Annotated in this window: 21 protein-coding genes; 14 read left to right on the top strand and 7 right to left on the bottom strand. The window is 57.5% G+C overall.

Annotation, left to right across the window (positions count from 1 at the left end; translation table 11 throughout):
- Positions 1-52 precede the first annotated feature (52 nt).
- Together bamC and dapA are read right to left on the bottom strand one after the other, a co-directional pair.
- Entirely contained in the window at positions 53-1,261 is a 1,209-nt protein-coding gene (gene bamC / locus ACW4YW_RS03370) for an outer membrane protein assembly factor BamC (RefSeq protein WP_457136262.1), read from the bottom strand.
- 28 nt (positions 1,262-1,289) lie between these two features.
- Complete coding sequence (dapA, locus tag ACW4YW_RS03365; protein ID WP_457136261.1) at positions 1,290-2,162, bottom strand: 4-hydroxy-tetrahydrodipicolinate synthase; 873 nt, start codon at positions 2,160-2,162, stop codon at positions 1,290-1,292.
- A 187-nt stretch (positions 2,163-2,349) separates the two neighbouring features.
- On the opposite strand from dapA, the gene ACW4YW_RS03360 reads away from it, so the two are divergent.
- Positions 2,350-3,087: a hypothetical protein gene (locus tag ACW4YW_RS03360; RefSeq protein WP_457136260.1), complete on the top strand. Its 738-nt coding sequence runs from the start codon at positions 2,350-2,352 to the stop codon at positions 3,085-3,087.
- Here the strand turns inward: ACW4YW_RS03360 and ACW4YW_RS03355 are convergent.
- From ACW4YW_RS03355 to ACW4YW_RS03340, 4 genes are all read right to left on the bottom strand, one after another.
- Positions 3,075-3,656, bottom strand: a complete 582-nt coding sequence (locus ACW4YW_RS03355) for a YqiA/YcfP family alpha/beta fold hydrolase (protein WP_457136259.1) — start codon at positions 3,654-3,656, stop codon at positions 3,075-3,077. The genes ACW4YW_RS03360 and ACW4YW_RS03355 overlap by 13 nt on opposite strands.
- A 16-nt stretch (positions 3,657-3,672) precedes the next feature.
- Positions 3,673-4,455: a TIGR01458 family HAD-type hydrolase gene (locus tag ACW4YW_RS03350; protein WP_457136258.1), complete on the bottom strand. Its 783-nt coding sequence runs from the start codon at positions 4,453-4,455 to the stop codon at positions 3,673-3,675.
- A 111-nt stretch (positions 4,456-4,566) separates the two neighbouring features.
- Positions 4,567-5,343 (bottom strand): elongation factor-1 alpha, encoded by a 777-nt coding sequence (locus ACW4YW_RS03345; protein WP_457136257.1) that lies wholly within the window; start codon positions 5,341-5,343, stop codon positions 4,567-4,569.
- Positions 5,344-5,477: 134 nt separating this feature from the next.
- Positions 5,478-5,618: a DUF3149 domain-containing protein gene (locus ACW4YW_RS03340; RefSeq protein ID WP_309564778.1), complete on the bottom strand. Its 141-nt coding sequence runs from the start codon at positions 5,616-5,618 to the stop codon at positions 5,478-5,480.
- 239 nt (positions 5,619-5,857) lie between these two features.
- On the opposite strand from ACW4YW_RS03340, the gene ACW4YW_RS03335 reads away from it, so the two are divergent.
- From ACW4YW_RS03335 to ACW4YW_RS03305, 7 genes are all read left to right on the top strand, one after another.
- On the top strand, positions 5,858-6,571 hold the full coding sequence (locus tag ACW4YW_RS03335) for a flagellar brake protein (RefSeq protein ID WP_457136256.1): 714 nt from the start codon (positions 5,858-5,860) through the stop codon (positions 6,569-6,571).
- A gap of 141 nt (positions 6,572-6,712) precedes the next feature.
- Positions 6,713-7,246, top strand: coding sequence for an acyloxyacyl hydrolase (locus ACW4YW_RS03330; protein WP_457136255.1), 534 nt, complete (start codon positions 6,713-6,715; stop codon positions 7,244-7,246).
- Between the two features lie 75 nt (positions 7,247-7,321).
- Positions 7,322-7,972 (top strand): electron transport complex subunit RsxB, encoded by a 651-nt coding sequence (rsxB, locus tag ACW4YW_RS03325; RefSeq protein ID WP_457136254.1) that lies wholly within the window; start codon positions 7,322-7,324, stop codon positions 7,970-7,972.
- Positions 7,969-8,628, top strand: a complete 660-nt coding sequence (gene nth / locus ACW4YW_RS03320; protein ID WP_457136253.1) for an endonuclease III — start codon at positions 7,969-7,971, stop codon at positions 8,626-8,628. Before rsxB ends, nth begins: the two co-directional genes overlap by 4 nt.
- On the top strand, positions 8,625-9,725 hold the full coding sequence (locus ACW4YW_RS03315; RefSeq protein ID WP_457136252.1) for an FIST N-terminal domain-containing protein: 1,101 nt from the start codon (positions 8,625-8,627) through the stop codon (positions 9,723-9,725). The genes nth and ACW4YW_RS03315 overlap by 4 nt, the downstream gene beginning before the upstream one ends.
- A complete protein-coding gene (thiD, locus tag ACW4YW_RS03310) occupies positions 9,726-10,601 on the top strand; it encodes a bifunctional hydroxymethylpyrimidine kinase/phosphomethylpyrimidine kinase (protein WP_457136251.1) in 876 nt (291 codons plus the stop codon).
- Positions 10,601-11,038, top strand: a complete 438-nt coding sequence (locus ACW4YW_RS03305; RefSeq protein ID WP_457136250.1) for a DUF1841 family protein — start codon at positions 10,601-10,603, stop codon at positions 11,036-11,038. The genes thiD and ACW4YW_RS03305 overlap by 1 nt, the downstream gene beginning before the upstream one ends.
- Before the next feature lie 39 nt (positions 11,039-11,077).
- On the opposite strand, the gene nadB is transcribed toward ACW4YW_RS03305, so the two are convergent.
- Positions 11,078-12,694: an L-aspartate oxidase gene (gene nadB, locus ACW4YW_RS03300; RefSeq protein ID WP_457136249.1), complete on the bottom strand. Its 1,617-nt coding sequence runs from the start codon at positions 12,692-12,694 to the stop codon at positions 11,078-11,080.
- Between the two features lie 194 nt (positions 12,695-12,888).
- Here nadB and rpoE point away from each other — a divergent pair, with 194 nt between their 5' ends.
- From rpoE to lepB, 6 genes are all read left to right on the top strand, one after another.
- A complete protein-coding gene (gene rpoE / locus ACW4YW_RS03295; RefSeq protein ID WP_405029496.1) occupies positions 12,889-13,506 on the top strand; it encodes an RNA polymerase sigma factor RpoE in 618 nt (205 codons plus the stop codon).
- Positions 13,506-13,964 carry a sigma-E factor negative regulatory protein gene (locus ACW4YW_RS03290; protein ID WP_457136248.1) on the top strand — a complete coding sequence of 153 codons (459 nt, stop codon included), beginning with the start codon at positions 13,506-13,508 and terminating at the stop codon, positions 13,962-13,964. Before rpoE ends, ACW4YW_RS03290 begins: the two co-directional genes overlap by 1 nt.
- Positions 13,965-13,971: 7 nt before the next feature.
- Positions 13,972-14,925 (top strand): MucB/RseB C-terminal domain-containing protein, encoded by a 954-nt coding sequence (locus ACW4YW_RS03285; protein WP_457136247.1) that lies wholly within the window; start codon positions 13,972-13,974, stop codon positions 14,923-14,925.
- Between the two features lie 146 nt (positions 14,926-15,071).
- Positions 15,072-16,505, top strand: a complete 1,434-nt coding sequence (locus tag ACW4YW_RS03280; protein WP_457136246.1) for a DegQ family serine endoprotease — start codon at positions 15,072-15,074, stop codon at positions 16,503-16,505.
- Positions 16,506-16,623: 118 nt separating this feature from the next.
- On the top strand, positions 16,624-18,417 hold the full coding sequence (lepA, locus tag ACW4YW_RS03275) for a translation elongation factor 4 (protein WP_457136245.1): 1,794 nt from the start codon (positions 16,624-16,626) through the stop codon (positions 18,415-18,417).
- The gene (gene lepB, locus ACW4YW_RS03270) at positions 18,414-19,160 is read left to right on the top strand and encodes a signal peptidase I (protein ID WP_457136244.1); all 747 of its coding nucleotides are present in this window, start codon (positions 18,414-18,416) and stop codon (positions 19,158-19,160) included. Before lepA ends, lepB begins: the two co-directional genes overlap by 4 nt.
- Positions 19,161-19,175: the final 15 nt, after the last annotated feature.

Below are 19,175 nucleotides of genomic sequence, written 5' to 3'. Positions count from 1 at the left end.
GGGACGGTTGCCGGTTTAATGCAACTAAATCGGCAACGGCCCCTGGCATGAATTATTTGAGTTGCTCGAACAGCAGGTTGATGATGCGGTTTGCCGTACTGGTGCGTTCGCGCTGGCCATCCTTGTCCGTGATGGTGATCAGGGAGTTGCTATCCCCCGAGCTTTCCACCCTGACTTGGTACTGAGTCTCGCCGGACTTGCGCTTTTTGTTGCCGTCCTTGTCGGCCTTGTCGTTGCCCCAGAACTTCAGGGTTTCCAGCAAGCCTTTCTTTTCCTTTGGCAGTTCGTCAATATCGTTGTCCGTGTAGCGGACGTAGAAAATGCCGCTGGAGCGGTCGCGATCCTCGACGATGAAGCCGACGCGGTCCAGCGCCAGCCCGACGCGGCGCCATGCGCGGTCGAACGCGTCATTGGTGCTGAGGCTGAGCGTGCCGTCGCCTTCCTTGTTGATGTTGGCGCGTAATTCAGGAGAGGCGTTGGCGATGATGGTGCGGGACTTCTTCTCCTCGACGCCCAGGCGCACCATGAGCCTGCGTAACAGTTCAGCATCAATGTCTTCCGCGATGGCACGGGACTCTTCTGCGCCTGTGCGCTTGGTCTTGGTCGGGGCATAACCCATTTCCACTTCGCCGGCGATGGTGCGCACCTTGACCTTGCCGTCATCAGGCACATTGCTGACGGCGCGGTGGCTCATGTAGATTTCGGTCGTGCCTTGCTCCACGCCACGGTCGATGCGGGTGCGGAACTTCTGGCGGTTCTGCAGGCTGTTGAGCTTGTCGAGCCAGCCCTGGAATTTCTCCAGATAGGTTTTGTCGCCAGCATCCAGCGAGCTGGGGTCGACCCATTCCGTTTCCATGACGCCAGTTTGCGCGTTCTCTACCTGGACGGCAAAGCCCAGGTCGGTCCAGAACTCGCGAATGACGGGCCAGACTTTTTCCGGCGCGGCGTTCACCACCAGCCAGCGCTGCGCTCCTGCGCGCTCCATGCGGACGCCGTCCGCATTCGGCAATACTTTATCCTGCTCGTTTTCTATCTGGCCGCTTTCATTCAACGACTGGCTGTAGTCGGAATAGTTGGTGGCCGCGCCGGGAATGGCGTAAGCGTCGCTGGCCGAAATGTTGGTCAGGTCGGGCGGTACTTCCAAAGGCCGTGAGCGGCCTGCCGCCTTATAGTCCGAGCTGGTATCAATGAACGGAATGGAGCACCCGCTGACGGTGAGCAATGTAGCCAGTAAAACAGGTTTGATTGTGAATCGATTCATGGTTTCTCTTGACTGAATAACGGTGGCATCAAATGGCAGCTTGCTTCATGGCGCTGCGCAATGTGTCATGGAATTGGGATGATAGTGGCACGAGCGGCAGGCGAATGCCACCCTGGATCAGGCCCATCTGCTGCAACACCCATTTCACCGGGATCGGGTTGGCCTCGACAAACAGTTTCTGATGCAATGCGAACAACTTGGCATTGGCGCTACGGGCGGCCTTGGTGTCGCCTGCCAGGGCCGCAGTGCACATCTCGTGCATCAGCCCGGGGGCGGCATTCGCCGTCACCGAGATAACCCCGTGGCCGCCGAGTAACAACAGCGCCAGGCTGCTGGCGTCATCGCCGCTGTAGATCGCAAATCCTGCCGGTGCGCGCAGGATCAGGTCGGTGCCGCGCTCGATATTGCCCGTGGCGTCCTTGATGCCGACAATGTTCTTGATCGCGGCAAGGCGAAGCACGGTGTCGTTCTGCAGGTCGCAGCCTGTGCGGCCGGGGACGTTATACAAAATCTGCGGGATGTCCACTGCCGCGGCAATCGCCTGGAAGTGCTGATACAGGCCTTCCTGCGTCGGCTTGTTGTAATAGGGGGTGACCAACAGGCATGCATCTGCCCCCAGTTCTTTCGCCTTGCGGGTGAGGGCGATGGCCTCGCTGGTGGAGTTGGCGCCCGTACCGGCGATGACCGGGATGCGGCCAGCGCTGTGCTCGACCGCGGTCTTGATCAGCAGGGCGTGTTCATCGAAGTCGACAGTGGGGGATTCGCCTGTTGTGCCCACCACCACGATGCCATCGGATTTCTGCTCGATATGGTAATCGATGAGTGAGCGTAACGCCTGGATGTCCAGGCTGCCATCATCGAGCATGGGGGTGACGATGGCAACGAGACTGCCTTGCAGCATGGTTATACGACCTGATAATGATTAAACCTGCCCATTTTAACTGAAACTGGGACGATAATAATATGATTTTATGCCCTTTCATGGCTGTAAATCATTGTGAGGAAAGTGATCCGGGACCGCGTGGAAATGTTAAGGGAGGCATTATTTTCTTATAATACCCGCCAATGTTTCCATAAATGACGGATCGATGAAGTCTGACGTAATGTGCAAGCCGGCCGTGGCTGCGGTGGCCGGCCTGTTTTCCATGTTGTCGCATGCCAATGACGCAGCGTTGAGCAGCGAGCAGCCTGCCATTCCCGAGCCCATGCTGTTTGATCTGGTGCGACCACTGGGTTCTCCCAAGGGTGAGCTGGAGGTGAACAACCTGGCGGAACACTCGCTACGTAATGGCGATATCCAGTGGGCGCCGGAAATTGAATATGCGTTTGCCGACGGGTATGCGCTCGAGATTGAGCTGCCGTTCGAGAACTCCTCGCTATCGACTTACAAGCTGGCGTTGCAGGGGACGCTGGATTCGCCCGCCAGTGACCGGATGATCCATGGCTGGCAGGTGATTGCCAAGCGCAAGGCGCATGAGGACGTGTATTCTGCAGATGCCCTGTACTTGCATGGCTATCGCATGAGCCCCAGGTGGAGCACATTCAATATGCTGGGCGTACGGCGCACCGAATTGGGCAGCGACGGTAGGAATGTAGTGCTTTCGAACAACAGCCTGTTTTACAACTATTCCAGCCGGCTTGTATTGGGGCTGGAAGTGAACAATCAGATTGACCACCACATGAAGTGGCGTTACCGCATTACGCCCCAGTTGCACTACAACTTCGACAAGCACCGCACTTTGCAGTTTGGCATCGGGCCTTCGCGCCTAGGCGACGACATGAAGACCGAGTGGCTGGCGTCATGGCGGTTGATTTATGCTTTCTGATGCCGATGCCAAGCAGGCGTAAGCATATCCCGGATGCTGGTGACGATGAGGTCGGTCCGGGCAAAGCGGTGATGGCCTCCGCCGGGCAGGATCAGCTTGGCCTTGCCGGAGAAGTTGGCTACGCTTTCCATGTAGGGAATCAGTTCATCGCCTTGTTCGTGTAGTACCGTCACCCTGGCGGGTTGGCCGTCCAGGCGGTAATCGGCATATTTTGCCAGGTGGGCTTCGGTCAGCCAGCCTTGTTCCTGCGAATAGAAATTCTCCACTTTGCCGAGGTAGCGATGCAGGCTCAATTCAGGATGCATGCAAGGATTGATCAACAAGCAGGGTTGACGATAGCGGCATGCGAACTGATAGGCCCAGAAACCACCGAGCGATGAGCCCGTGAGCAAGACGCCCTGGTCCAGCAACGGCAGGATGGCCTGCTCAAGCTGCATATAGGAAATATCGGGATCCCAGCTGTTGTATTCGGGAATGACGGCCTGGGGAAAGTGTTGCCGCAACAATGATGATTTCTCACTTGCCGGGCTGGAGTTGAAGCCCGGCATGTAAAGAATGTTCAAACGCATATCCTCCTGGGTGGTGTCACTCCTGCAATCCTAACAGTGCGGGCAGGTCGGCGACAGAGTCTATCACCAAGTCTGGCGTGACCGGTGAGGAGGCGAGATATTCCTCGCGGAACTTGCCTGTGCGCACCAGCACGCCGCGGATGCCCGATTTTTGTGCGCCCCCGACATCCGAATCGACATCATCCCCGATCATCAACACCTCCGATGCCGGGAGCTTGAGGTCGGCAAGGGCGATCTGGAAGAACTCGGTCGCAGGCTTGCCGATGATCATGGCCTGGGTACCGGCGGCATATTCCAGCCCGGTGATGAAGCCGCCGATATCCATTTGTAGGCCAGCCTCGGTTTGCCAGAAGCGGTTCTTGTGGATCGCGATCAGCTTCGCGCCGTTCTTGAGGCAGTTGAACACCTCGTTCATGGTGTCGTAGGTCCAGGCCTTGCCGATATCGCCCACGACGATGTATTCCGCCGCGGTGTTGGACTGGCGGAAGTGCGAGAAGTCTTTCTTGACGTCATCGGCCAGCAGGAAGCGGCAGAGCGGGTTGCCGAGTTGCTCGAGATATTTCAATGCGGCCTCGGGCGCGCTGATGATTTCCTCCGGCGCGACATAGAACCCCATGCCGAGGATTTTCTGATGCAGGGAGTAGCGCGACAGGGTGCTGGTATTGGTGACAAAGCGGCAGGCAAGGCCGCGTGTGCGCAACAAGTCCACTGTTTCTATCGCGCCGGGAATCGGGCTGTTGCCTACATGCAGGACGCCATCCAGGTCGAACAGGACGGCGTTGACCGATGAAGTGTCCATATGCTGACCTCCTGGAATATTCATTCATAAGCAAGCAAAGCTTGTGCCGGTACAAAAGACAACGGAGGCTTGAGCCTCCGTTATGCAGTAGTAGCCAGTCTTGAACTACGGTTAATTCTTCAGGTCCGCTTCCCAGGCGTTGCCATAGATCTTGCCGTTGCGCGACAGGATCAGCATTTGGTACATGCTGGTCACCCACATGAACGTGGACGCAATGCTGTAGCCAATGCCGCCAATGATCGTGAGCCAGGCGAACCCAGGATGCAGCTTGGTTAGCCACCACGACAATACGTCGAGGATCAGGAACGCGAACGGGAAGGCAATCGCCAATATCTTTAGGATGCGTGGCACGTTCGCGGCAAAGCTGAAGATAAACGCCATGAGAAAGAAAATGAAGCAGATGCCGAACAAGTGGATATGGGATACACGGGTCAGGCTCTGGATGGTGGCGCCTTCATTCACGGCGGACACTTGTTTTACGCCTTCGTAGGTCCTGTAGTCAGGGATGCCGGGAATCACGCTGTGGCACATCACGCAACGCTCCGCGAATACTCCCTTGAAGTGATTTTCCCATTGGTCCTCGGGCGCGCCGTTGCGTACCCATTTGATGATGTCCAGGCGCACTTCAGGAGGCGCATGCGGTTTCATCGAGCCGTTGAGCTTGCTTTCCAGCTTGCTGCCGCTACGGTCGCCGTAGTAGCTATAGACGATATCATCCTTGGACAGGCCCAGCTTGCCATCCGCCATGCCGTGCGTGAGCATGATCTGCAGGCCGGCCATGCAAAGGCCGACGCCGATCACCAGAAGGTAGCCAATAAACAGGGTCTTGATCGAGGTAGGAAGGTTGGGGAGGTTGAGCCAAGGCAGGCTGGAGGGCGTTTCTTTCATGGCATTCTCGTCTAGCGTTAAAAATACAAGCAACGCAAGCATACCTCAAATTGAGATATAGCACCTAGTTTTAGTAGGGTTATTGCAAATGAAAAGCCTTACTGTCGCAGTAGGGCTTGTGTCGGCGGGATAAGTCAGTGCGATGAGGCGTTTTCCCGCTCTTTGCGGGCGTTCAGTATGCAAAATCCAATCCAATAGCTGATGACGATAATGGTCAGGATGATGGTGCCGATCGATGCAATGCCCACCCACGAACCAAACAGTACTTTAAGCATAGCGGTCTCCTTTTATCGTTGTCGTGGTTAATGACTAAATAACCATAATAATTTTATGGATATGCTACGCTTTTGCCGGAAAGAGTAAAGACCTTTATCAAAAAATGGTTAAATTTTGTGCTGTCCGCATCGGTGTTGCCTTGTCTCGCTATTTGACATCAGCAATAATCCGGCGGATAACATGAGCGGGCAGACCATGGTTTTGCCCGGGACAATAAGCGCAATAAGAACAAGCCATCATGACAACCATTGAGAATCCGCCCGAGGCGGGAAGCGGCGTGCCCGAAACGATCGGGTTTGAGGAACTCAGCCTGCAACCGGGGACCAGGCTGCAGTTGCTGCGGCACCGGGGCCGTACTCCCGTACAATACCTTTCCACCTTTATCGGCATGGAGCGCAATGAATATCTGCTGTTGCGTTTGCCGAAGGCGCAGGGCACCTTCCTGACCTTTTACGACGGGGAGAAAGTTACGGTTCGCGTCTTTTCCGGGATCATGATCAGCAGCTTTGACGCCAGCGTGATCCAGACGATCCATCATCCCTTGAATTGCTTGTGCATTTCCTTCCCCCATGCCATCCAAGTGAAGAAAATCCGCAGGGAAATGCGGATCAAGGTGGATATCGAAGGGCAGCTGGGTTTGGAGGATAGAACTATTCTGCCAGTAAAGTTGACCAATATCAGCGCCACCGGATGCCAGGTTCTGGTTGATCGTGACATCGGCAAGGTTGACGGCCAGGTGGTCTTGAATTGCAACCTCGCCCAATTGCATGACGATGAGACTTCCGCCATTACTCTGGAGGCGAGGGTGCGCAACGTGGTACCGGCAGGTCCGTCAGACGGCGCAAGCTTTCTTGCCGGCCTTGAGTTTGTGGCACTGGAAAGCAACGTGCAATTGCTCGTGCGCCATTATGTCTACGAATGCCTGGTCGATAGACGGCAGAATTTGGTCTAGGCACTAACCAAGGGAAAGGAAACGCATACCGATTTAAATCGCTATAAGGAAATCTGTTTTTTTACATAGAATCGCGTTGGGATACATCTAGAGGTTTCGTAGTCACTTTAACAATGAAGTAACAACCTGCCGGGAGATCTCGTGAAGAAAATTGCATTCGCGTTACTAGCATGCTGTACTCTGAATAACCCTGCCAATGCGGTGGACGGTATTGCGTTCACAGGCGGCCACGGCCCCGATGCCAATATGGCCGCTGTTTCGCTGACCTGGGATTGGGAGAAGCGTTGGTTCACAGAGGGGGATTGGCACCTCGGAGGATATTGGGAGTTGACCGGCACTGCCTGGAAGGGCGACGGGGCATCTCCTGAAAAAGAGCTGTATGCGATCGGTATAGCGCCGGTGTTCCGCTTGCAGCGCTCCGCACCATCAGGGTGGCTCAATCCCTATGCGGAAGCCGGCATAGGGGCCTATCAGTTCTCTGGCCGGCGCGTGCACGGAAGCCTCAGCATGGGAACCCGCTTCGAGTTCGGCAGCCATGTCGGCTTGGGGGTCACGTTCGGCGACCAGCAGCAATATGATCTCAGCTATCGCTTTCAGCATTTCTCCAATGCGGGCATCACCAGCGAGAACCCCGGGGTCAATTTCAACGAAATCCGTTTTGGATATCATTTCTAACTTACCCGGATAAAGCAGATTCATCATATCGGGCGGCGGGTATAATTCTGTTATTCCTTCATGACGGACGACAGAATGATCGAACTTGCAGATCGCATCGACGCCATATTGCCGCAGACGCAATGCACGCAATGTGGATATGCCGGCTGCCGCCCCTATGCAGAAGCGCTCGCCAGGGGGGAGGCCGGCATCAACCAGTGCCCGCCCGGTGGTGAGTCCGGGATTCGTGCGCTGGCGCAGCTGCTCGGTCGGCCTTATGCATCCTTGAACCCGGTTCACGGCGCCATCCGCCCAAAAATGCTGGCCGTCATCGACGAGGCCAGCTGCATCGGGTGCACTTTGTGCATCAAGGCGTGCCCTGTCGATGCCATTCTTGGTATGCACAAGCAAATGCATACCGTCATTGCCGATGAATGCACCGGCTGCGAATTGTGCGTGGCGCCTTGTCCTGTAGAATGCATCGACATGGAGCCACTGGCAAATCAAGTCTGGGATTACACGCAGCCGGCAAGCCATGCGCGCCAGGCGGCCGATGCAGCCCGCCTGCGTTACCATTCGCGTTTGCAGCGTCTCGACCGTCAGGCTTCAGGCCCCATTGCTGCCGCCAGCTCTCGCGAGACTGAGGACCGGCCTTCCAATACCATAGATGCCAAGAAAGCGGCCTTGGCTGCCGCGATGGCGCGAGCCCGTGCCCAGCGGAAAACAGATACCTCTCACAAAGCATGAACGCAGAAAAACGCCAAGAGCTGTTCCGCCGGCTCAGCCTTGCCATTCCCGAACCCACGACTGAGCTCGTGCACGCGAGTACGTTCGAACTGCTGATTGCCGTCATTCTCTCGGCCCAGGCCACAGACAAGGGCGTGAATATCGCGACGGCGAAGCTGTTCCCGGTAGCCAACACGCCCCAGGCGATTCTTGATATGGGCATCGAGGGCCTGGAAGGCTACATCAAGACAATAGGCCTCTATCGCAGCAAGGCCAAGAATGTGATGGCAACCTGCCGCCTGTTGGTGGACCGATATCATGGCGAGGTCCCGGATACGCGCGAGGCATTGGAAAGCCTGCCGGGCGTGGGTCGCAAAACGGCCAACGTGATATTGAACACGGCATTCGGCCAGCCCACCATCGCGGTGGATACGCATATTTTCCGCTTAGGCAACCGCATCGGCCTCGCGCCTGGAAAAACACCGCTCGAGGTGGAAAACAAGCTGATGAAGGTGGTACCCAAGGAATACTTGCACGATGCGCACCACCTGCTGATCCTGCATGGACGCTACGTCTGCGTGGCGCGCAAGCCCAAGTGCGGCGAATGCGTGATTTACGATCTTTGCGAGTTCAAGGCCAAAACGACGCCGACTTCTGCTGCGGTGGAGGCTGTTTGAAGGTTGGGACAGGACTGGCGCGAGGGCGTCAGCCGCTGCCCGGGCTTGCTGCACAGGCGGTCAGGCAAGCGCTGGGCCGGGCAGGGCTCGACATCGCCAATGGGGTGTTGCTGTTCCTGAGCGAGGATTTCGCACAAGACCCGCAACCGGCCTTACGTGCCGCCGCGACGGCGGCGAGCACCACCCAGGTCAGCGGCTGTTCCGCGCCCGGGATTTTTACGCAGGACGAGTGGGTGCTGGACGGTTCCGCTGCTGCAGCGCTGGTACTGGGCGAGGGCGCTGCCGTATCCGTAGCGAGAGGCCAGCAGGACGGCATATTGTTGACGCTGGCTGCGCCGAACGCGTTCAATTTGTCCTGGATGGAATCGCCTGGAATACGCTTTGGCGGGGTGGCGGGGGATGCAACGGGACAAGGCCAGTTTTTGGTCTGGAACAATGGCAAAGCCTCGTCGGCAGGGCATTGTGAACTGGTGCTGGAAGGAGCGGCGGGCGTGGTCGATGTAGCCCATGCCGTCAAGCCGCTTGGCGTGCCGCTACGCATCGCGCAGGCCAGCCGGCATGACTTGCTTGTATTGTCCACTCAATCTGGCTCCCCCCAATCTGCATGGTCGAGCTTGACTGGCGCACTTGATGGTCAAGATGTCGACTATGAGGCGGGGATTCCGTGTCACCGAGTGATGCTGATGCTGGCCGAGGACGAGGCAGGAGTGTCGCGGGGGGAATGCCAGCTAATCCCTATCGTGGGGGCCGATGCCGTTGCGCAATCAGTCACGCTGGCAAAGGAGGCTGTGCCAGGCCATTGGTGCGCCTGGGGGATATCGGATCGTGATGCCGCGCAGCGGCATCTTGCCGCCAAGATTGCCTCCATGGGCATCCGCTTGCGCAATGAGCCCACTTTTGGTTTGATGTTCTCCTGCCTGGCGCGCGGGCCGCATTTTTATGACGGGGTAGACCAGGATCTGGCCCTGTTGAAGCGCTATTATCCCGGCATGCCGGTGATCGGGTTTTACGGCAATGGAGAAATCGCCCCGGTCAATGGCCGCAATGCATTGTGGCAGAACTCCGTCGCGCTGGGATTGTTTACTGCTGAAAGTTGAATGATGAATATATCACCAATGTTGAATGCCGCTGCTACCAACCGTTATCCGCGCGTGCTTTCCATCGCGGGCTCGGATAGCAGCGGCGGCGCAGGCATACAGGCCGACCTCAAGACGTTTTCCGCGCTGGGATGTTACGGCATGACCGCCATTACGGCCCTGACCGCGCAGAATACCCAGGGAGTGCGCGCCATTCATAGCGTGCCGCCCCAAATGCTGCGCGACCAGATCGACGCCGTGGTGGAGGATATCGGCGTCGACGCGGTCAAGATCGGCATGCTGCATTCGCCTGAAGTAGTCATGACCGTGGCGGAAGCGCTGGATGCGCACGGTCTCAAGCAGGTCGTGCTGGACCCGGTCATGGTGGCGGCCAACGGTGCCAAGCTGATTTCGGACGAAGCCATCTCGGTGCTGGTCAACGAGCTTTTCCCCCGTGCGCTCGTCGTCACGCCCAACCTCGATGAAGCCGCATTGCTGCTGGGCCGGCCGCTGACCGGGACCGATGAGCTGGAGCAGGCTGCGCAGGAACTGCTCGGGCAGCGCGCCCATGCCGTCCTGCTCAAGGGCGGCCACCTGCCCGGACATGACGTCCTGGATATCCTGGTGCAAGCCAATGCGGCAGGCCAGGTGACCGAGCTGCACAAGCTGCATTCGCTGCGCATTTCCACCCATAACCTGCATGGCACGGGATGCACCCTGTCATCGGCGGTTGCGGCATACCTTGCATTGGGCTTCAATTTGCCGGATGCGGTGCAGGCCGCGAGGATTTATGTGCGCTCCGCCTTGTATGCCGGTTCGAACGTCAGGACCGGCGCAGGGATCGGGCCGCTGAACCATGGCTTTGCCCCGCAGGCCATGAAGGTGTGGGAGACCTGATGGCTCTGTTCAACCCCAGCCGCGACCAAGTGCGCCAGTTTTTCTTCGATGCCTGGGCCAAGTTCCAACGGCAGCAAGTCTTGACCGATATCGAGACCATGGCCGTCGGCATCGTGCAGGCCCATCCCGAGTACCATCATGTGCTGGATGCGCCAGAGCGGTATCTGGATCAATCCTATTTCCCCGAAATGGGGGAAACCAACCCCTTCCTGCATATGAGCCTGCACCTTTCCGTGCTCGAGCAGGTATCCATAGACCAGCCGCCAGGCATTAACGCTGCCTACCACGCCTTATGGCGCAAGCATGGCGACGCGGTCGAGGCGCAGCATGTACTGATGGATTGCCTGGCAGAGGCTATCTGGCAGGCCCAGCGCACTGGTGCCGGCCTGGATGTGCAAGCTTATACCGCTTGTATCGAGGCCAAGGCGCGAGGGTAGCGCAATAAGCTCCGCAGGATATCCAGCGACAGCTCGGCCTCAGTGATGCTCATGGCCGTGATGGCTGTCCAGCAAACTATAGTAGTTGGACGGTTCCAGCACGGTAGGCACGGCTTCGTCGGCAAGGAAGGGATAGTCCTTGCTGTAGTGCAGGCCGCGGCTTTCCTTGCGTTCCATGGCGCTCTTCACGATAAGTTCGGCAACCTGCAATAGGTTGCGCAATTCGATCAGGTTATTGCTGATGCGGAAATTGCTGTAGAACTCGTGCACTTCGTCGCGCAGCAAATGGATGCGGTGCAATGCGCGCGTCAGCCGCTTGTTGGTGCGGACGATGCCGACATAATTCCACATGGTGCGTCGCAGTTCGCTCCAGTTGTGAGTGATGATGATCTCCTCGTCGGCATCCGTAACGCGGCTTTCGTCCCAATAGGGCAGGGCAACCACCGGCATCGGCGGCTGAGCAAGGATGTCGTGTGCCACGGCCTGGCCGAACACCAGGCATTCCAACAGCGAATTGCTGGCGAGGCGGTTGGCGCCGTGCAGCCCGGTACAGGCCGTCTCTCCAATCGCATACAGCCTGGGAATATCGGTGCGGCCGATATGGTCGGTCATGATGCCGCCGCAACTGTAATGGGCTGCGGGCACGACGGGAATGGGTTCGCGCGTGATGTCGATGCCCAACTCGAAGCAGCGGCGGTAAATTGTGGGAAAATGGGAGAGGATGAAGTCGGCCGGCTTGTGGGATATGTCGAGGTACACACAGTCCAGGCCGCGCTTCTTCATTTCAAAGTCAATCGCACGGGCCACGATGTCGCGGGGCGCGAGTTCGGCGCGCTCGTCATGCCAAGGCATGAAGCGCGTGCCGTCCGGCAGTTTGAGTATGCCGCCTTCGCCCCTCACGGCTTCCGTGATCAGGAACGATTTTGCCTCGGGATGGTAGAGGCAGGTGGGATGGAACTGGATGAATTCCATGTTGGCGATACGACAGCCCGCGCGCCAGGCCATGGCGACGCCGTCGCCTGAGGCCACGTCGGGGTTGGTGGTGTAGAGATAGACCTTGCCCGTTCCCCCTGTCGCCAATATCGTATGCTGCGCTCCTATGGTGAGCACCTTCCCCGTCGTATTGTCCAACACGTAGGCGCCCAGGCAGGCGCTGCCCTCCATGTTCACCTTGCCTGCGGTGATGAGGTCTACCGCGATATGTTCTTCCAATACGGTGATGTTGGGGTGCTGGCGCACTTTCTCGGCCAGGGTTTTCTGGACGGCGTGCCCGGTGGCGTCGGCAGCGTGAATGATGCGCCTATGGCTGTGCCCGCCTTCACGGGTAAGATGGAAGCCGCTATTGTCGTCCTCGCGCGTGAAGGGAACTCCTTCTGCGATCAGCCATTCCACAGTTTCTCGGCCGTGCTCGGCCACCAGGCGGGTGACGGCGGCATCGCATAAACCCGCGCCAGCGATAAGGGTATCTTGAATATGTGCTTCCGTTGAGTCATCATCTGCAAGTACGGCGGCAATCCCGCCCTGCGCCCAGTTGCTGGAACCGTCATTGATGCCGCGCTTGCTGATCAGGCAGACTTTTTTGTCCGCCCCGACCTTGAGCGCGAGCGTGAGGCCGGCCAGACCACTGCCGATGATGAGGACGTCGTATTGCTGCATAAGAACCTAGAATTGGATGAACTTTCGCGAGTGTAGCGCTGTCTGTAGCTCTAAGCTAGTCATGAAAATACAAAGGGAAGGTCATGATCAAGACAAATAATTTCGAGGAATTTTCGCGCATGGGCTTCGTCGATACGGGAGTGCGCGGGTATACTCCGTCTGTCAAGAAAACACAGACAGGGAGCATGGCCGCGATGGCAGTAACCCCGCCGGCGGGCAATCGGGAGTTGGACCAGCAGCTAGTTGAGCGTGCGCAAAGCGGCGACAAGCGCGCATTCGGCTTGCTGGTGGATAAATACCAGCGCAAGCTGGGGCGGTTGCTCTCGCGCTTGATCAGGGACCCTGCCGAGGTCGAGGATGTCGTCCAGGAATCCTTCATCAAGGCTTACCGAGCGCTACCAAGCTTTCGTGGCGACAGTGCGTTCTATACTTGGCTGTACCGCATTGGCATCAACACCGCGAAGAATTACCTTGTCGCAATGGGGCGTAGGCCCCAAGCCACAGGCGATATTGAAATCGAGGATGCTGAGAACTTCGATGACGGTGACGAATTGCGCACCATGGATACGCCTGAAACCGAATTAATGGGTAAGGAAATTGCCCAGACTGTGAACGATACGGTAGCCTCGTTGCCGGAAGAATTGCGCACGGCAATCACCTTGCGCGAAATAGAAGGCCTGAGCTACGAAGAAATTGCCACGATGATGGATTGCCCGATAGGGACGGTACGGTCGCGTATTTTCCGTGCCCGTGAAACGATTGCCCAGAAGTTGCGTCCTTTGCTGGACACCCCCGAAAACAGGAGATGGTAATGAAAAGTCAAATTTCGGCGCTGATGGATGGCGATATAGCGCTTGAGGATGCAGAGTACCTGTATACGACTTTGAAGTCTGGAGGCGAATCCGCCCAGGCGTGGTCTGATTATCATTTGATTGGCGATGCCATGCGCGGCAATCCTGTTTTCAAACCCGACTTTACCGAGCGTCTGATGGCTAGTCTCGAGGACGAGCCTGTATTGCTGGTGCCTGCAGTCAAGCGCAAGCAGGCGCTGCTCAAGAACAGCAAGCTCTGGTCTGTGGCCGCATCCGTCTCCGCCGTCGCGTTTGTCGGCTGGGTGGTATTGCAGCAGCAAGTGCAAAGCGGGCTCGAGGATGACGCGACACCGATGGAAATCGCCCAAAGCCTGCCTTCCGACTACTGGTTGGCGCACCAATCCCAGGCTTCCAACAATTCCGCCTACTATATCCAGCCAGCCAATTACGCGGAGTAGTCGGTAGATGAAGCGTTTCCTGCTGGCGTGTTTGCTGGCAACTCCGTTTGTGGTTGTGCATGCCGAACCCGAAGACCCCTGGCTTGTCCTGCAAAAAGCTGCCCGCGCAGCGCATGACCTGAGCTATAAAGGGGTCTTCATCTACCAGTCGGGCGACAATATCAAGTCGGTCCAGATCACCCATACCAACTCCGGCCAGGGCGAATATGCCCGCATGGTGGTGCTGGACGGTACGCCGCGCGAAATGCTCAGCCAGGGCGGCGACGTGGTCATTTTCAGCTCCAAGAATGAAAAGGTCATCATGGAAAAACGCCGGGCGCACAACCTGTTCCCGGCAGTGCTGCCTGATGACATGGAACTCCTCAAAGCAAGCTACCAGGCCAGGATAGGCGGCACCGAGCGCATTGCCGGCCGCGACGGCCGCGTTGTCTTCCTCGATCCGCGCGATAGCCTGCGTTATGCCTACAAATTCTGGGCGGACCGTGAATATGGCTTGCTGCTCAAGTCGTTGATGCTGAACGATCAAAAGCAAATGCTGGAGCAGATGGCGTTCAGCCAGGTCAATATGATGGAAGAGCAGGGCATGGACTGGTTCCATCCCAATGTCGATCACAACAAGCACTATATTCTCGAGGAAGCCCATGCCCAGCCTGCACAGGAAGCAGCATCAAGCTGGACGGTAGGCACTTTGCCTGCAGGCTACCGCAAGGTCGAGCAGGTCACCCGTCTCGTGCCGGGCAAGAGCGCTCCTGTCACGCAAGTCATTTTCACGGACGGCCTCGCTTCCGTCTCCCTCTTCATTGAACCTTTGTCCAAAGGTATTCGTCCTAAAATCGGCCAGACATCGAAAGGGGCAACCCATTTCTATGCCAATGTCAGCAAGGGGTACCAGATCCTCGTGGTAGGAGAGGTTCCCGCCGCGACGGTGGCGCAGATAGGCAGTGCTGTCAGTTTCAAATAGTCACTGGCTCTGGAGCGCAGCCTTTGGTTGCGGATTGCCTTGCAGCGTGTGTGGCGTGAATATCGTAATGAGTCGTGAATGGTGTGTGAGTTTGCCGCCGGTTGCCTAGGCGGCGTGTGAGTGTGACGTGTTAACGAGGTGAATCAATGTTCAAGAAACTAATTGCCGTTTCAGCAATTTGTTTATCTGTTGGTCTGGCTGCGGCAACACCGGTATTAGCCAAGGAGTTGCCCGATTTTACGGAGTTGGCGGAAAAGCAAGGGGCTGCGGTTGTCAATATCAGCGTAACCCAGGTGATGCAGTCAGGCCCTGGCGGCTCTCCTTTCCAAGGGCTGCCCGAGGACGAGGCGTTGAACGAGTTCTTCCGGCGCTTTGGCATCCCGGGCTTTCCTGGCGTGCCACGCGGGCAGGGTGGTCCGCAGCAGCCCGAATACAAGTCCCAGTCCTTGGGATCTGGTTTCATCATCAGCAACGACGGTTACATCCTGACTAACGCCCATGTGGTTCGCGAAGCGGACGAGGTGATCGTCAAACTCAATGACAAGCGCGAATTCAAGGCCAAGATCGTGGGCGCGGACCGCCGTACCGATGTGGCGTTGCTCAAGATCGAGGCGACCGGCCTGCCCAAGGTGACGATCGGCAATCCGGAGCAGTTGAAGGTGGGCGAATGGGTGGTGGCGATCGGTTCGCCGTTCGGGCTTGAGAGCACCTTGACTGCGGGTGTAGTCAGTGCCAAGGGCCGGGCTTTGCCGCAAGAGAACTTTGTGCCTTTCATCCAGACCGATGTGGCGATCAATCCGGGCAATTCCGGCGGGCCGCTGTTCAACCTCAAGGGCGAGGTGGTCGGCGTCAATTCCCAGATTTACAGTCGTACCGGCGGTTACATGGGCTTGTCGTTCGCCATCCCGATTGACGTGGCGATCGATGTTTCCAACCAGCTGAAGTCTTCCGGCCGAGTGGCACGCGGCTGGCTTGGCATCGGCATCCAGGAGATCACCAAGGACCTGGCCGAGTCCTTCGGGATGAAGAATACCAACGGCGCGCTGGTGGCTGGCGTGGAGAAAGGGAGTCCTGCCGAGAAGGGTGGCCTGGAAGCGGGTGACGTCGTGGTCAAGTTCGACGGCAAGGCGGTCAATGTTTCCTCCGACCTGCCACGCATAGTCGGCGCCACCAAGCCGGGCAAGCAAGTACCGGTGGAAGTCCTGCGCAAGGGAGCCAGCAAGACATTGAGCATTACCCTGGGCGAGATGCCGGCCGACAAGGACGAGGTCGTGCCCGCTTCGCAGCCCAATGCCAAGCCTGAGTCCAACCGCCTGGGCTTGACCTTACGCGAGCTGACGCCACAGCAGCGTCGCAACCTGAACGGCCGCAACGCGCTGATCGTGGTGGATGCGCAAGGCGCTGCGGCGCAGGCAGGCATCCGCCGTGGCGACCTGGTCCTGGCTTTGAACAACACCGAGGTGCAAAGCCTGGAGCAATTCACCAAGCAGGTGAATGCCGTGCAGGCGGGCAAGACGGTCGCGTTGCTGGTGCAGCGGGAAAACAATACCCTGTACGTGCCGGTCAAGATCGGCAAGTAAGGCATGCCAAGTAAATATGCTGAGAGCCGGTATTTGCTGTAAAATCCGACTCTAATTAGTGTGTTGTAAAAGGGCGCTTCGGCGCCCTTCTTTACTTGGCTTAATCTAGAATAACTACATGAAGAATATCCGCAATTTTTCTATCATCGCCCATATCGACCACGGCAAGTCCACATTGGCCGACCGCATCATCCAGTTGTGCGGCGGACTCTCAGACCGTGAAATGGAGGCCCAAGTGCTGGACTCCATGGATATCGAGCGCGAGCGCGGCATTACCATCAAGGCGCAAACAGCCGCGTTGGAATACAAGGCGTTGGATGGGCAGGTCTACAACCTCAACCTGATCGATACGCCGGGCCACGTCGACTTTTCCTATGAGGTCAGCCGTTCCCTCGCTGCCTGCGAGGGTGCATTGCTGGTGGTGGACGCTTCGCAAGGGGTGGAAGCGCAAAGCGTGGCGAACTGTTATACCGCGATCGACCAAGGCGTCGAAGTGGTGCCTGTGCTGAACAAGATCGACCTGCCCGCCGCCGACCCGGAACGGGTGACGCAGGAAATCGAGGACGTGATCGGCGTGGACGCTTCCGAGGCCGTGCGCTGTTCCGCCAAGACCGGCGTCGGCGTGCAGGACGTGCTGGAAACCATGATCGCCAAGATCCCGCCGCCTGTGGGCGATCCGGAAAAACCGCTCAAGGCTTTGATCATCGACTCATGGTTCGACAACTATGTCGGCGTGATCATGCTGGTGCGCGTGGTGGACGGCGTGCTCAAGCCCAAGGACAAGATCCGCATGATGGCGACCAAGGCGACCTATCTCTGCGAGCAGGTCGGCGTGTTCACGCCCAAGTCGCGCCAGCGTCCCTCTCTGTCTGCAGGCGAAGTGGGCTTCATCATCGCCGGCATCAAAGAGCTCACCAGCGCCAAGGTGGGCGATACCATCACTTTGGCCGACAAGCCGGCGAGCGAGGCTTTGCCCGGCTTCAAGGAAGTGCAGCCGCAGGTGTTCGCCGGGCTTTATCCGGTCGAATCCAACCAGTTCGAGGCCTTGCGCGAGGCGTTGGAGAAACTGCGCCTCAACGACGCTTCATTGCAGTTCGAACCGGAGAATTCCAGCGCGCTGGGTTTCGGCTTCCGTTGCGGCTTCCTCGGCCTGTTGCACATGGAAATCGTGCAGGAGCGCCTCGAGCGCGAGTACGACATGGACCTCATCACGACGGCGCCAACCGTTGTGTACGAGTTGCTGCTCAAGACCGGCGAGGTGGTGCAGATCGAGAACCCTTCACGCCTGCCCGAACCATCCCGCATTGCCGAGATCCGCGAACCTATCATTACCATCAATCTGCTGATGCCGCAGGATTATGTCGGCCCGGTGATGACCTTGTGCAACAATAAGCGCGGCGTGCAGCGCAATATGCAGTATATGGGGCGCCAGGTGATGCTGAGCTATGAAATGCCGCTCAACGAAGTGGTGCTGGATTTCTTCGATAAGTTGAAATCCGTGTCGCGCGGCTATGCGTCCATGGACTACGAGTTTCTCGAATTCCGTGCGGCCGATCTGGTCAAGCTCGACATCATGGTCAACGGCGAGCGTGTCGATGCGTTGTCGTTGATTGTGCACCGTTCAAACAGCGTCTACCGCGGCCGAGAGTTGGTATCCAAGATGCGCGAGCTGATCCCGCGCCAGATGTTCGATATCGCCGTACAGGCCTCCATCGGCGCCAACATCATCGCGCGCGAAACCGTGAAGGCCATGCGCAAGAACGTGCTTGCCAAGTGTTACGGCGGCGATATCACGCGCAAGAAGAAGCTCCTCGAGAAGCAGAAGGAGGGCAAGAAGCGCATGAAGCAGGTAGGTAACGTTGAAATTCCACAGGAAGCATTCCTGGCTATTTTGAGGGTTGAAGACAAATGATGTTTGCATTGTTCATGTTGGCGGTGCTGGTCATCACTGGGGTGATCTGGTTGCTGGATAGTCTGTTCTGGCGCAAGAAGCGAGCTGCGGATGCGGCAGACCCCGTGATCGTGGAGTATTCCAAGAGTTTCTTCCCCGTGATCCTGGCCGTGTTCCTGATCCGCTCTTTCATTGTCGAGCCGTTCAAGATTCCCTCCGGTTCCATGATGCCGACGTTGCTGGCGGGCGATTTCATTCTCGTGAACAAGTTTTCCTACGGCTTGCGCGTGCCCATCCTCAACAAGACCTTCTTCGAAGTCGACCATCCGCAGCGCGGGGACGTCTTCGTATTCCACTATCCGCCCGATCCATCGATCGATTACATCAAGCGCGTCATCGGCGTGCCGGGTGACCGCATTGCCTACCGCAACAAGCGCCTGTACGTGAACGGCCAGGCAGTGCAGACCGATTATGTCGACGATTACAAGTATGTTGGCTCCGGCCTCAACATGATCGTGACCAAGCGATATCAGGAGCAACTTGGCGAGGTCAAGCACGATATCCTCATCGAGGAAAACGGCATGGCGTTCGATGGCGAGGTGGAAGTGCCGGCAGGCCATTACTTCGCCATGGGCGACAACCGCGACAACAGCAAGGACAGCCGCGTCTGGGGCTTTGTGCCCGAGGACAACCTGGTCGGCAAGGCATTCTTCATCTGGTGGAATTTTGACGACTTTGGCAGAATTGGCACCAAGATCAAATAAATATCAAGTCAATAG

The sequence above is a fragment of the Methylobacillus pratensis genome (assembly GCF_054072455.1).
This window is presented reverse-complemented; position numbering and strand designations above follow the sequence as displayed.

What these genes read in the sequence shown, in the direction of transcription:
- ACW4YW_RS03345 (WP_457136257.1), bottom strand. Translation starts at nt 5,343, where the DNA reads ATGAAAGAAACGCCCTCCAGCCTGCCTTGGCTCAACCTCCCCAACCTT.
- rpoE (WP_405029496.1), top strand. Translation starts at nt 12,889, where the DNA reads ATGGCAGTAACCCCGCCGGCGGGCAATCGGGAGTTGGACCAGCAGCTA.
- ACW4YW_RS03350 (WP_457136258.1), bottom strand. Translation starts at nt 4,455, where the DNA reads ATGGACACTTCATCGGTCAACGCCGTCCTGTTCGACCTGGATGGCGTC.
- ACW4YW_RS03285 (WP_457136247.1), top strand. Translation starts at nt 13,972, where the DNA reads ATGAAGCGTTTCCTGCTGGCGTGTTTGCTGGCAACTCCGTTTGTGGTT.
- nadB (WP_457136249.1), bottom strand. Translation starts at nt 12,694, where the DNA reads ATGCAGCAATACGACGTCCTCATCATCGGCAGTGGTCTGGCCGGCCTC.
- ACW4YW_RS03290 (WP_457136248.1), top strand. Translation starts at nt 13,506, where the DNA reads ATGAAAAGTCAAATTTCGGCGCTGATGGATGGCGATATAGCGCTTGAG.
- ACW4YW_RS03305 (WP_457136250.1), top strand. Translation starts at nt 10,601, where the DNA reads ATGGCTCTGTTCAACCCCAGCCGCGACCAAGTGCGCCAGTTTTTCTTC.
- ACW4YW_RS03340 (WP_309564778.1), bottom strand. Translation starts at nt 5,618, where the DNA reads ATGCTTAAAGTACTGTTTGGTTCGTGGGTGGGCATTGCATCGATCGGC.
- ACW4YW_RS03355 (WP_457136259.1), bottom strand. Translation starts at nt 3,656, where the DNA reads ATGCGTTTGAACATTCTTTACATGCCGGGCTTCAACTCCAGCCCGGCA.
- thiD (WP_457136251.1), top strand. Translation starts at nt 9,726, where the DNA reads ATGATGAATATATCACCAATGTTGAATGCCGCTGCTACCAACCGTTAT.
- dapA (WP_457136261.1), bottom strand. Translation starts at nt 2,162, where the DNA reads ATGCTGCAAGGCAGTCTCGTTGCCATCGTCACCCCCATGCTCGATGAT.
- ACW4YW_RS03280 (WP_457136246.1), top strand. Translation starts at nt 15,072, where the DNA reads ATGTTCAAGAAACTAATTGCCGTTTCAGCAATTTGTTTATCTGTTGGT.
- lepA (WP_457136245.1), top strand. Translation starts at nt 16,624, where the DNA reads ATGAAGAATATCCGCAATTTTTCTATCATCGCCCATATCGACCACGGC.
- rsxB (WP_457136254.1), top strand. Translation starts at nt 7,322, where the DNA reads ATGATCGAACTTGCAGATCGCATCGACGCCATATTGCCGCAGACGCAA.
- nth (WP_457136253.1), top strand. Translation starts at nt 7,969, where the DNA reads ATGAACGCAGAAAAACGCCAAGAGCTGTTCCGCCGGCTCAGCCTTGCC.
- lepB (WP_457136244.1), top strand. Translation starts at nt 18,414, where the DNA reads ATGATGTTTGCATTGTTCATGTTGGCGGTGCTGGTCATCACTGGGGTG.
- bamC (WP_457136262.1), bottom strand. Translation starts at nt 1,261, where the DNA reads ATGAATCGATTCACAATCAAACCTGTTTTACTGGCTACATTGCTCACC.
- ACW4YW_RS03335 (WP_457136256.1), top strand. Translation starts at nt 5,858, where the DNA reads ATGACAACCATTGAGAATCCGCCCGAGGCGGGAAGCGGCGTGCCCGAA.
- ACW4YW_RS03360 (WP_457136260.1), top strand. Translation starts at nt 2,350, where the DNA reads ATGAAGTCTGACGTAATGTGCAAGCCGGCCGTGGCTGCGGTGGCCGGC.